Below are 12,179 nucleotides of genomic sequence, written 5' to 3' on the forward strand. Positions count from 1 at the left end.
GGAGCAGGGCAAGTGCATGAGCCGCGGTCGTTGGGAAGGCGCATGGGTGATTCTGTGATCGCTGCCGTGTGCACGGGATTGATGGCGGTGCTTTGCATTGGGATGCTGTGGGCCATGTCGCATGTGGGACAATAGCGGACGGTTGGGTGCCGACATAAACGGCGCTCGCGTATTCGTTTTGCTTGTTAAGGAGTACCCATGGGCGTCGTTGATCCCTTTTCTGTTGCTCGGTCCGCGGGGCTTGAGCTAATCGGGAAGTCCGAGGGCCTCACGCTCACCGACGGCACGATGGAGCTGCGTGCCGATTTTGGCCGCATGCTTCCACGGCTCAAGCAGGGCCGTCTGCAGCAAGAACTGCTGGTAAAGGCTGCGCGCGCAAAAGGCATCGAGAGCCCATGGGCGATTGACGCCACGGCAGGCTTTGGCGAGGATTCGCTGCTGCTGGCGGCCGCGGGCTTTACCGTCGATCTGTATGAGCAGGATTGCGTGATCGCGGCGCTCCTCAAGGATGCCTTGGATCGCGCGGCAGATGATCCGGCGCTTGCGACAGCCGTGGCGCGCATGCGCTTACATGCGGGCGAGGACAGCATTGCCGGCCTTCGCCATACAGCTGAGCTGATCGGGCAGGGCGAGCTCACCGTTCCTGACGTGGTGTATCTGGACCCCATGTTTCCCGAGCGCACCAAGAGCGCGGCGGTTAAAAAGAAGTTCCAACTTTTGCATCATCTGGAACAGCCGTGCGCCGATGAGGAGACGTTGGTCGAAGCTGCGCTTGCGGTGCACCCGCGCAAGGTCGTTATCAAGCGACCGGTGAAGGGGCCACTGCTTGCCGGCGTTAAGCCGAGCTATCAACTTGCGGGCAAGGCCGTTCGCTACGATGTTTTGGTGCCGCCGCGCCCGTAGCTTGTGTGCGATGGCTGGCGCTCCGTCAGTGCCGTGCCAATGTGGGGTCTATTTCCAAGGGTGCGACGTCAAATGCCAGCCGCCGCAGTATTCGCATTTGTAGCAGGCCAAGCCACGCCGCCCGCGGTTTTCACATTCGGCCATAACAGCCTCGGCCTCGGCGCGCGTGTCGTAACGGTTTTTGCGCTCGCACGACTTGTAGCGCCAGGCCTCATCGCGCTCGGCGTCCAGGGCGTCGCGGCGCTCGTCTTCGCGCGCAAACAGGTCACTCATATCGCCGCCCGTGGCAGCGCCTAAAAACTCGCTTTTGGCTTTTGACCAAGCGGCTCGCTTTTTGCTCCCCATCTGCTTCGCGCCCCTCTCCAAACGTTGGTATCATTGCTCAATCAAAGTGATACCAATAAACGTGAGGTCGCCGCGTGATGATCAGAAAAACCCTCGATACCGACATTCCCGCCGTCATGGCTGTCTATGACGCGGCCCGCGCCTTTATGCGCGCGCATGGCAACGCCACGCAGTGGCCCGAGGGCACGCCTTCTGCCGAGCAGCTGGCTGCCGATATCGCTGCCGGTGGCAGCTATGTGTGTGAAGTCGACGGTCGCGTGGTGGCGACGTTTGCATTTTTACAGGGCCCGGACGAGTGCTATGACGTAATTGAGGACGGTCAATGGCGTAGCGACACTCCGTACGCCGTGCTGCACCGTGTGGCATCCGACGGCACCGTGCACGGTATCGCGGCTGCGATGTTTGCCTTTGCCAAGGAGCGTGCCGATCACCTGCGCATCGACACGCATCAGGACAACCTGCCCATGCAGGGCGCGAGCCTCAAGGCGGGGTTTGAGCGCGCCGGCATCGTGTATGTGTCCGACGGTACACCGCGTGTTGCGTTTGACTGGCTGCGCGAGGCATAAGAGCGGGGACGCGTATCAACAATTTGCACGAACGAAAATGGCCCCGGGTGGGGCCATTTTCGTTCGCTGGCTGTTTTGCAAGCCGGCTTTCGCAAGGCGCGAACCTACGAAAATCGCCGCGCGGCAACGCAGGGCGATGAGCTCGGTCGGGGGATAGGGCCCGCTTCGCCCGCCGGCCCGTAAATTGTATCATCCAGTGTGGAATGAGGACGCCCGTTGCCGCGTGCGATGGGCTTGCAATAAGAGGAGAGCCATGTCGAAGCAAGCGGTCGTTGGAATCTTGGCGCATGTCGATGCCGGCAAGACCACGTTGGCCGAGGCCATGCTATTCAACGCGGGCCGCATTCGCAAGCGCGGCCGCGTGGACGATGGCGATTCGCATCTGGATACGAACGAGATTGAGCGCGAGCGCGGTATTACGATCTTCTCGTCGCAGGCTGTGCTCGACCATGGCGATACCCACGTCATGCTCGTGGATGCACCAGGGCATGTCGATTTTTCAGCCGAGGCGGAGCGCACGCTGCGCGCACTCGACTACGCGATTTTGGTTGTGGGCGCCAACGACGGCGTGCAGGGGCATACCGAAACCCTGTGGCGCCTGCTTGCGCGCTATGAGATCCCGACGTTCATCTATATCAACAAGATCGATTTGGAGAATCCCGGCCGCGATGTTTTGCTGGCACAACTTGGGCAACGTCTTTCCGAGGGCTGCCTGGACGCCAACGAACTGCTGGCGGGCGGCGCCGTTCAGGAGGACGCCGCTGCGTTAGACGAGGCGGCGCTCGACGAGTTTCTTGAGGCGGGTGAGCTTTCCGTCGCAACGCTGTCGCGCATGGTCGCCGAGCGCAAGCTCTTTCCCTGCTTTGCCGGCTCGGCGCTCAAGGACCAAGGCGTGGACGAGCTACTCGACGGTATGTGCACTCTGATGTACGAGCGAACATGGCCCCAGGAGTTCGCCGCGCGTGTCTACCGCGTGAGTCGTGGAGACCGTGGCGAGCGTCTTGCCTGGGTCAAGGTGACGGGCGGTGTGCTGCGTGCAAAGCAAGTTGTCGAGGGATGCTCTGGCGCCTCCACTTGGGAGCAAAAGATCGACCAGGTGCGCATCTATAACGGCGAGAAGTATGAGCTTGCCCAAGAAGTTGCTGCTGGCGGTATTTGTGCCGTGACGGGTCTTGCGCACGTTCGCCCGGGGGACGCCCTGGGCGCGGAGCCTGCGGGCGATGCGCCTGTCATTGCGCCGGTCCTCACCTATACGGTGCTTCCGGGCGAACACGATGTCCACGCGGTGTTCAAAGCGCTGACTGAGTTAGCGGACAAAGACCCCATGCTCGGCGTAAGCTGGAATACGCATCTCGAGCAGATTCACTTGCAGTTGATGGGCGCCGTGCAGCTCGAGGTCGTGCAGCGGGTGCTGGCCGATCGCTTCGGTCTTTCGATTGCGTTTGAGCCCGGCGGCATTCTCTATAAGGAGACCATTTCGCAGCCGGTCGAGGGCGTGGGCCACTTTGAGCCACTGCGCCACTATGCCGAGGTGCATCTGCGTCTGGAGCCGTTGCCGGCGGGTTCGGGCGTGCAGTTTGGCACCGTGACCTCGACCGACGAGCTCGATCTTAACTGGCAGCGTCTGGCACTCACCAACGCCATGGAGCGCGATCACCTGGGCGTGCTGACCGGCTCGCCCATCACCGATGTGCGCATTACGCTCACGGGCGGCCGTGCGCATGCCAAACACACCGAGGGCGGCGATTTTCGCCAGGCCACGTACCGCGCGATTCGTCAGGGGCTCATGCAGGCGCGTGAGGCTGGCGCGGCGGTGCTGTTGGAGCCGTGGTACCACTTTGAGGTTGAGGTGCCGGGGGAGTGCGTGGGCCGGGCGCTCTCGGATGCCACGCGCATGGGTGCCGAGTACGAGCCACCGGCGATGGCGGGAGACCGGGCGAAGCTTGTGGGTCGCGTGCCGGCATCCGAGGTGCAGGATTACGCGCTGGAGGTGGCTGCCTACACGAGCGGTCGCGGGCATCTGTACCTGGAGTTCGCCGGTTATGCGGCCTGTCATGATGCCGAGCGCGTAATCGAGACGGCCGCCTATGAGCCCGAGGCCGATCTGCCCAACACGCCCGACTCGGTCTTTTGCTCTCACGGCGCCGGTTACACGGTCAAATGGTACGACGTGCCCGCCGCGGCGCACGTAAAGATCGATCCCGCCACCTTCCGCCCCTGGCGAGCAGCAGACGCAGAGTTCTTCTGCCATAGGTGATAGAAGGGCGGCCTCTTTGTCACCTGCTGTTGGTATAACTCGGTATAAGTTGGTATAACTATAGGCAGCGTTTGCCAATCCGAGGAGGCCGACATGAATCCAAATCCCTTTAAGCCAACGGCAGGCAAGCGGCCTCCGATGCTCATTGGTCGCGAGTCGGTCATCGAAGATTTCGAGGAAGGGCTCGATAACGGCGCCGGAGCGCCGGGCAGGCTCATGCTCATTACGGGAAACCGCGGCTGCGGCAAGACAGTTCTCCTGCGGGAGCTGCAACGTCTGGCCAGCGAGCGCGGATGGGCGGTTGTCTCCGATTCCGCTTCGCTTGGCTTATGCGACCGCTTGGCCGACGCGCTTCGCTCGAATAGGCCCGTTGTGACGTCAATGGAATTCGGTTCGTCGTTTGGCCGGATGTCGGTCGAGGCGGCGCGAGCAAAGGGCGAAACGTTGCGAGGGCTGGTCAACGAGCGCCTCAAGAAGCTCGGTCCAGGCAAGGGCATACTGTTTGCGATTGACGAGGCGCAATCTGCGTCTATCGAGGAACTAGCGGCTCTTGCCGTTCTCTATCAGCAGGTGCTCGGAGACCAGGATGCCACGGGATTGCCCGATAGCGACCAGCGCGGTCTTGCGCTGGTGTTCGCCGGCTTACCCAGTATGGTTGACGATCTGCTCGAAGAGCCGAGCGTGACGTTTTTGCGGCGTGCCCAGCAGCGTACGCTGGGGGCGATATCCTTGCCCAAGGTGCGTGATTCATATATCCAGACGGTCAAAGACGCTGGTCTTTACGTTGACGCGGAGACGGCGGACCTTGCGGCACACAGGAGCATGGGGCATCCCTATATGGTTCAGCTGGTGGGCTATTACATGTGGCGCTCTGCTGTCCGGCGTGGCTCGCAAGTCATCGAAAGGCACGATGTCGAGGATGGCCATGCGGATGCCGTCTCCGAGTTCTACGAAGCGGTTGACGCGCCTCTATATTACGGGCTGCGCAGTCCACAGCGCCTTTTTATCGAGGCCATGGCGGTTGACGAGGGCAAACCGACTCGCATGGCGGATATCATTGAGCGCTGCGATCGCACCCAGAGCTGGGCGAGCAAATATCGCGCAAGCCTGATTCGCGAGCGTGTCATCGAGGCTGCCGGATACGGCCTCGTCCGATTTACCGTGCCCATGCTGGGCGCGTACGTTCGCGATCGAGTTTTATGGCATGAGTAGGGTGATAAAGGTGACGGAACAGAAGATGAGCCCGCAGGCTATCGAGGTACGCGGCGCGCGCGTCCATAACCTCAAAGACATCGATATCGATATTCCGCTGGGAAAGCTGGTGGGTATTGCCGGCGTATCGGGTTCGGGCAAGAGTTCGCTGGCACTGGGGGTTCTTTATGCCGAGGGTTCGCGCCGCTACTTGGAAGCGCTCAGCACCTATACTCGACGTCGCCTGACGCAGGCCGAACACGCCCAGGTGGATGAGGTATTGCACGTACCGGCGGCGCTCGCATTGCATCAGCGCCCCAGCGTGCCGGGCGTGCGCTCGACCTTTGGTACCATGACCGAGCTCAACAACAGCCTGCGCCTGCTCTTTAGCCGTTGCGCCCATCACGTGTGTCCGCACTGCGGGGCGCGCGTGGAGCCGAGCCTTAACGTGGCTGCGGGCCTGTCGCTCACGTGCCCTGCATGCGGTCGCGAGTTCTACGCGCCGAGCGCCGAGGACCTTGCCTTTAACAGCGGCGGTGCCTGTCCCACCTGCGGCGGCACCGGTGTCATGCGCGAGGTGGACGAAGCGAGCCTGGTGCCCGATGAGTCAAAGACTATCAACGAGGGCGCGGTGCTTCCCTGGGGTACGCTCATGTGGGATCTGATGAAGCAAGTGGCTGGCGAGATGGGCGTGCGCACCGATGTGCCGTTTAACCAGCTCACGCCTGAAGAACGCGACATCGTGTTCCACGGCCCGGCGGTTAAGAAGCACATTCTCTACGTTCCCAAAAACGGCGAGGGTGCCACGCCGCTCGACTTCACCTATTACAACGCCGTCTATACCGTCGAGAATGCGCTCGCCAAGGTTAAGGACGACAAGGGCCTCAAACGCGTTGCGCGCTTTTTGCGCGAGGGAGCATGCCGCGATTGCGGCGGCACGCGTCTCTCCGAGGCTGCGCGCCAGCCCCAGGTGTGCGGTATCAATCTGGCGCAGGCCGCGGCCATGACGCTTGGCGATGCGGTTGAGTGGGTGCGCGGGGTGCCCGCATCCTTGCCGCCCGAGATGCGGCCCATGGCGACGGATATCTGCGATTCGTTTTTGAGCGTGGCCCGTCGTCTGGTCGACCTGGGTCTCGATTACCTTTCACTCGACCGCGCTGGTGCCACGCTCTCCACGGGTGAGCGCCAGCGCGTTCAGCTCGCCCGCGTGGTGCGCAACCGATCGACGGGCGTGCTCTATGTGCTGGACGAGCCTTCGATCGGCTTACATCCCGCCAATGTCGACGGCTTGGTGGGCGTGATGCGCGATCTGGTGGATGACGGCAACACCGTGGTTGTTGTCGACCACGATACGCGCGTACTGGCGGAAGCCGACTATCTGGTCGAGATGGGCCCCGTTGCCGGAGCAGGCGGCGGCAGTGTAATCGCCGCTGGTACGGTAGACGAGGTCGAGCAATCGCAGGGCAGCCGTATCGCGCCGTTTTTGCGCGCCGAGCTCAAGCGCTTGCGTCCGCAGGTGACTGACGACGAAATGTTCGACCAGGGACATATCCGCATGGCAACCGATGCCATCCATACCGTCAAGCCGCTCGAGGTTGATATCCCGCGCGGCCGCCTTGTCGCGGTAACGGGCGTTTCGGGTTCGGGTAAGACGACGCTCGTGCTCGAGACGCTCATTCCTGCACTTAAGGCGCAGGCAGCTGGCGAGCGCTTGCCGGGGCACGTGCGTTGGGTCGATGCCGAGGGCATTGGCCGCGCAAATCTGATTGACGCTACGCCCATCGGCGCCAACGTACGCTCGACGGTAGCGACCTATGCCGACATTCATGACGAGCTGCGCCGCGCCTTCGCCCGTACGCCCGAGGCTAAGGCAGCCGGCTACAAGGCGGGCGCCTTTAGCTACAACACCGGCGCCTTGCGCTGCCCTACGTGTGACGGCACGGGCTCGATATCGCTCGACGTGCAGTTTTTGCCCGACGTCGAGATCATCTGCCCGGCATGCCGTGGTTCGCGCTACGCCGAGGCCGCCTCGCATATCCATCGCGAGGGCAAGGACGGGAGCTTGCTTACGTTGCCGCAGCTCATGGACATGAGTGTGGACGAGGCCCTCGACGCCACGGTGGGACTCAAGAAAGTCCAGGCGCGCTTGCAGACCTTGCATGACCTAGGCTTGGGCTATCTCACGCTCGGTGAGCCCACGCCGGCGCTCTCGGGCGGCGAGGCACAACGCCTTAAGCTCGCGAGCGAGATGGGCCGCGTGCAGGACGATGCCGTGTTCGTATTCGACGAGCCCACGATCGGACTACATCCGCTCGATGTTCAGGTGTTGCTGAGTGTGTTCGACGGCCTTGTTTCCAAGGGCGCCACGGTTATCGTGATCGAACACGATCTCGACCTTATCCGTAACGCCGATTATGTGATCGACATGGGCCCGGGCGGTGGCGACGCCGGCGGGCAAATCGTCTGCGCCGGCACGCCGGCGGATATCGCTGCCTGTCCCAAGAGCGTTACTGGCCGCTACCTATAGACAATGAGGCAAAGGGACAGTCCCTTTGCCTCATTGATGCCTATTTCACGCACTGAGCGGAGAGATAGTCGCGGAAGAATGGCAATTCAAATGCGACGAGCCCTCGTCCTCGCTCCCCGATGATGCCGGCGTCTATCATGCGGCGTCGGTAGCGGGAGACCTGCTGCGGCGAACGCCTAAGGCGCTCGACAAGGTCAGCGGTGGTGGACTCTTCCTCGTCATCGAGCATGGCGATGAGGAATCGCTTGTCCTCTGCAGTGAGTTCCCGATAGGTTGCCGCGAGGATTCGGTTGTCCATCTCGTCGCGCGCGATTTTGATTCCCAGGTCAAAGTCGCGTGACGAGATCTCCTTCGAATCGCTTGTGAGATCCCAGGCACGGTAGCCTACGAGTTGCAATAGGAAGGGAAAACCAGAGATCGAGCGAACGGCTCTATCGATTCCCTCAGCATCTGCCAAGCGATCGTTTTCCTGGATCGTGCGAATCAAGGCCTCGCGTACGTCATAGTCGGCAATGCGACCCAGATGATATTGTTGGGCGCGGCGAAGGAACGAGACCGTCTTGTGGTTCAGCAACGTCGAGACGTTGTTGGGAAGTCCCGCCATGAGCAGGGCGACGCGTTTCCCATCGGTCACAAAGTGCTGATACGTCGCTGCGAGCTGAATCATCTCGTCGAGTGTCGGGTCCACCTCGTCAACCGTGACGAGCAGACCGGTGCCCGCCTCGTTGAGCTGGTCGATGATGTCGCTCATGCGATAACGCCAGGTTGAGGCATCGTGGACACGATTGACCTCGATGCTGCCGAGCGGTGCAATTCCGAGGCCGGTGACTTCGAAGTGGTTGGACGGGTCGATGAGATGGGCTGCGGCGCGTTTCGCCCCGAACTCGAGTTCCTCAAGCATTCCCGGGAGCGCGGTCGTCTTTACGGCTATCCAGCCGTGGGATTCCGCCCTTGTCGCGAGCGACGACATGAGAGCGGTTTTACCGGTTCCACGCGCGCCTGAGAAGATCGAGGTCAATTCTGGGCGCCTGCGCTGGCTCAAGAAGGCACGGTCCAAATCCCGAATAATCTGTTGTCTGCCAGCGAGATGGGCGGGAACCTCACCAAAACTGGGGGTAAACGGGTTCTCGAGATATTCCACAAGGCTCTCCTTTCACACCGCCGTTTAACTTCATTTTACTTTAGTTAATTCTGATTAAAAGTGAGGCTCTTTATCTAGAGCATCAATTAGGCGTGTGCGCCATCGGCGCGGCGCTTGAATGTGACAAAGGGACAGTTCCTTTGTCACATTCCCGGAAAGCCTGTTTGGCGCAGGGCTTCGTAGAGGACGATGGCGGCGCTGTTGGAGAGGTTGAGTGCGCTGATGCGGTAGTCGTCCGGATTGACGAAGTTGCCGCAGATGTCCTGCCGAAGGATGGCTTCGTGGCCGTCCTCGGTATGCCCGAGCGATTCCTCGTGGGCTTCCCAGGCCTCGGCGTTATCGAGCGAGTCGCAATCGCGCAGCATAGGGATGCGCTCGCAGCGCTCGGGCGCCGCGGCGAGCAGCGGCTCGGGAATGCCCGAGCTCTCGCTGCCAAAGACCAAGTAGTCGCCGTCGCGGTAGGTGCTCTGCGCATAGGTGCGGCGTGCCTTTTTGGTCAGCAGATGCAGGCGTTCGTCGGCAGGGGAGAGGCCATTGCGCGCAAGGAAATCCTCCCAGCTGGCATAGGTGGTCACGTCCAAGTTTTGCCAGTAGCCCAGGCCGGCGCGACGTGCCGTTTTGTCGTCGAGCGAGAAGCCCAGCGGCTCCACCAGATGCAGGCGGGCGCCGGTAACCACGCAGGTGCGGCCGATATTGCCCGTATTGGCCGGAATCTCGGGCGCATACAGCACAATGTTGAACATGAATCTCCTTGGCTCAGAACGAAAAACCACCACGAAGGGGACAGGCACCTTCGTGGTGGTTTGGCGGTTACGTAGCGGAAAAATGTCCGCTTGGATAAACCTAGGCGCGGTGCCAGTCGGTCAGGCAGGCATCGAGGGAGGCGATGAGCGCATCCTTGTCCATGTGACGGCCGATGATGCACAGGCTCGTCATGCGGTCGCCCGTCTCGTCGTCCCAAATCTGCATGATCTCGGGGTTCTCGTCGATGATCTTCTGCTTCTCGCCCTCGGGCGCCGAGTCGACAAACAGGCCGTTCTCCATCAGGCGCATCTGGTGGCCGGCCTGCTCAAACATGTAGCACATGTCCGGATCGCCGGTCTGCCACAGCGGGCCCTTGACGCGAATGACCTCGTCGGGCCACTCCTGCTCAACAAAATCGGTGAACTTTTGCAGGTCAACCGGCTTGCGGCGCGAGTACACAAAGGTCTCGATGTCGTACTCGAGCACCTCGGGGTCGTCGTGCTCCTCGGGATGCTCCATGGCCTCGATCCAGGCGGCGGAGTTGTAGGCGCGCATAAAGTCGAAGCGGTCGGTGTCGAGCAGCTCCTCCATGGGGACCTCGCCGTTTTGGGCCTCGACGATCACGGCGTCTTTCTGCAGGCTGCGCACGATGGCCTTAAGCTCGGCGATCTGCTCAGGGCTCACGGTATCGGTCTTGTTGAGGATCAGCGTGGAGCAGAACTCGATCTGCTGGATGAGCAGACTCTCGATGTCGTCCTCGTCGATATCCTCTGCCAGCAGGTCGCGACCGCCGTTGAACTCGTCGTACATGCGGGCGCAGTCGACCACGGCCACGATGTTGTCGAGCGCGAGCTTGGGCTCGCCTCCCACCTTGGCCTCGTCGCAGAAGCTCGAGATGGTGTAGGCGATGGGGATGGGCTCGCAAATGCCCGAGGCCTCGATGATGATGTAATCGAAGTTGCCCGAATCGGCGATGCCCTGCAGCTGGTTGGCCAGGTCGTCCGAAAGCGTGCAGCAGATGCAGCCGTTGGTGAGCGGGATGAGGTCATCGGTCTCGGAAAGGCCGCCGTCGGCGATAAGGCTGGCGTCCACATTGATCTCGCCGATATCGTTGACGATCACGGCGGCGCGGATGCCGCCGTCGTTAGCGAGGATGTGGTTGAGCAGCGTGGTCTTGCCGGCACCGAGGTATCCGGTAAGCATGATGATCTTCACGGGTTTGTTGGGCATGTGCCCTCCTTTGTTAGACATGGCTTACAGTTGAATCTTATGCCAAACGCCTGCTCTTATACCCACGCGCCGGCAAATAACACAAGCTACTCCCAGGCTCCCCATACATCGGGGCAATAACCGACGGTGGCCTTTTTGCCGTTGCGCACGATGGGCTCGGCTAGAACCTGCTGGTTCTCGAGCAGCTTGTCGAAGCGCTGACTGGGGGTGAGATGCTGAATGAGCGCGAGCGTCTCCTCGTCCTTGGCTTTGGGGTTGAGCAGCTTGTCGATACCGCCGACCGCCTGCATCACGCTCGTGAGCTCGCCCTTGCTCATCTCCTTTTCCTTAAGGTCGATAAACTGCACCTTAATGCGGCGCTCTTTAAAATAACGCTGTGCCTTCTTGGTATCGAAGGACTTCTTGGTGCCGAAGATTTGCACGTTCATAGTATGTTCCGCCGTTCTACCTGATGAAGTTGGTCGTTGCTCGATCTGCCTCGGGTGCGTTGATACCGGCGGCCTGTCCGGCCTCGATGCAACGTAGAAGCCAAGCCATGTTCTTACCGATGTTTCGCATGGTGGCAAGGCCCTCGGCATCCCCATCGGCGTCGCCGGGCACGCGGCCAAACACGTTGTTCCAGTAGGTGGAAGCAACTACGGGCATCTGCTTAATGGTGAAGTACTTGTTGAGCACATCGAAGGTGGTCGACGTGCCGCCGCGACGGGCGACGGCGACCGCGGCGCCGGGTTTGTGCTCAAAGGCATGCCCGCCGGCATAGAATGCGCGGTCGAGAGCCGAGAGGATGCGTCCGCTGGGATGCGCATAGTAGACGGGCGAGCCAAAGACAAAGCCGTCTGCCTGCTCGGCGGCAGCGATGAGCTCGTTCACCACGTCATCGTCAAAGGTGCAGCGACCGCCAAGCTTGCCGCACTGACCGCAGCCGATGCAGTCGCGAATGGGCTTGGCGCCCAGCTGAAACACCTCGGTATCAATGCCTTCCGCATTGAGTTGCTCGGCGATCTCGGCGAGTGCGCGGGCGGTGTTGCCGTTTGCCTTGGGGCTGCCATTGACCAAAAGAACCTTCATCATAAACTCCCTCTGCTTTTGGTGACTTCTGCTGAGAATTATCTCACGTTGCGTGCGATGACGTCGGCATGGTGCGGGCGATGTTTATCCCGCAACGTTCTTAAGGGCGTTCATGCCTAAGGCCATCTAGGGGCATTGCGGTACGGCATGGGGAATGCATTGGGAAACGTTCGATAAATGCTTATAAACACGTTTTTGACGGCATAC

Annotated in this window: 11 protein-coding genes; 5 read left to right on the forward strand and 6 right to left on the reverse strand. The window is 61.1% G+C overall.

The features are described from left to right. Positions 1-198 precede the first annotated feature (198 nt). Positions 199-903, forward strand: a complete 705-nt coding sequence (locus ACESWY_RS03470) for a class I SAM-dependent methyltransferase (protein ID WP_373093013.1) — start codon at positions 199-201, stop codon at positions 901-903. Between the two features lie 48 nt (positions 904-951). Here the strand turns inward: ACESWY_RS03470 and ACESWY_RS03475 are convergent, their stop codons facing one another. Further along, on the reverse strand, positions 952-1,176 hold the full coding sequence (locus ACESWY_RS03475) for a hypothetical protein (RefSeq protein ID WP_349074942.1): 225 nt from the start codon (positions 1,174-1,176) through the stop codon (positions 952-954). Positions 1,177-1,325: 149 nt separating this feature from the next. Here ACESWY_RS03475 and ACESWY_RS03480 point away from each other — a divergent pair, with 149 nt between their 5' ends. From ACESWY_RS03480 to ACESWY_RS03495, 4 genes are all read left to right on the forward strand, one after another. Next, a complete protein-coding gene (locus ACESWY_RS03480) occupies positions 1,326-1,814 on the forward strand; it encodes a GNAT family N-acetyltransferase (RefSeq protein WP_082421908.1) in 489 nt (162 codons plus the stop codon). A 253-nt stretch (positions 1,815-2,067) separates the two neighbouring features. After that, positions 2,068-4,071: a GTP-binding protein gene (locus ACESWY_RS03485; RefSeq protein WP_373093016.1), complete on the forward strand. Its 2,004-nt coding sequence runs from the start codon at positions 2,068-2,070 to the stop codon at positions 4,069-4,071. A 93-nt stretch (positions 4,072-4,164) separates the two neighbouring features. Continuing rightward, a complete protein-coding gene (locus ACESWY_RS03490; RefSeq protein ID WP_373093018.1) occupies positions 4,165-5,283 on the forward strand; it encodes a DUF8462 domain-containing protein in 1,119 nt (372 codons plus the stop codon). After that, entirely contained in the window at positions 5,276-7,789 is a 2,514-nt protein-coding gene (locus ACESWY_RS03495) for an excinuclease ABC subunit UvrA (RefSeq protein WP_171021558.1), read from the forward strand. Before ACESWY_RS03490 ends, ACESWY_RS03495 begins: the two co-directional genes overlap by 8 nt. Before the next feature lie 40 nt (positions 7,790-7,829). On the opposite strand, the gene ACESWY_RS03500 is transcribed toward ACESWY_RS03495, so the two are convergent. The 5 genes from ACESWY_RS03500 to ACESWY_RS03520 form a co-directional block, all read right to left on the reverse strand. Continuing rightward, positions 7,830-8,930, reverse strand: a complete 1,101-nt coding sequence (locus ACESWY_RS03500; RefSeq protein WP_138111826.1) for a DUF8462 domain-containing protein — start codon at positions 8,928-8,930, stop codon at positions 7,830-7,832. A gap of 143 nt (positions 8,931-9,073) precedes the next feature. Then, positions 9,074-9,673, reverse strand: coding sequence for a tRNA (cytidine(34)-2'-O)-methyltransferase (locus tag ACESWY_RS03505; protein WP_138111829.1), 600 nt, complete (start codon positions 9,671-9,673; stop codon positions 9,074-9,076). Between the two features lie 100 nt (positions 9,674-9,773). Further along, positions 9,774-10,904 (reverse strand): CobW family GTP-binding protein, encoded by a 1,131-nt coding sequence (locus tag ACESWY_RS03510; protein ID WP_138111832.1) that lies wholly within the window; start codon positions 10,902-10,904, stop codon positions 9,774-9,776. An 86-nt stretch (positions 10,905-10,990) separates the two neighbouring features. Next, positions 10,991-11,332, reverse strand: a complete 342-nt coding sequence (locus ACESWY_RS03515; protein ID WP_055252194.1) for an arsenate reductase family protein — start codon at positions 11,330-11,332, stop codon at positions 10,991-10,993. 16 nt (positions 11,333-11,348) lie between these two features. Then, complete coding sequence (locus ACESWY_RS03520; RefSeq protein ID WP_138111835.1) at positions 11,349-11,972, reverse strand: flavodoxin family protein; 624 nt, start codon at positions 11,970-11,972, stop codon at positions 11,349-11,351. Between the last annotated feature and the right edge of the window lie 207 nt (positions 11,973-12,179).

It is taken from the genome of Collinsella aerofaciens ATCC 25986, assembly GCF_964237925.1.
Taxonomy (GTDB): Bacteria; Actinomycetota; Coriobacteriia; order Coriobacteriales; family Coriobacteriaceae; genus Collinsella; species Collinsella aerofaciens_BJ.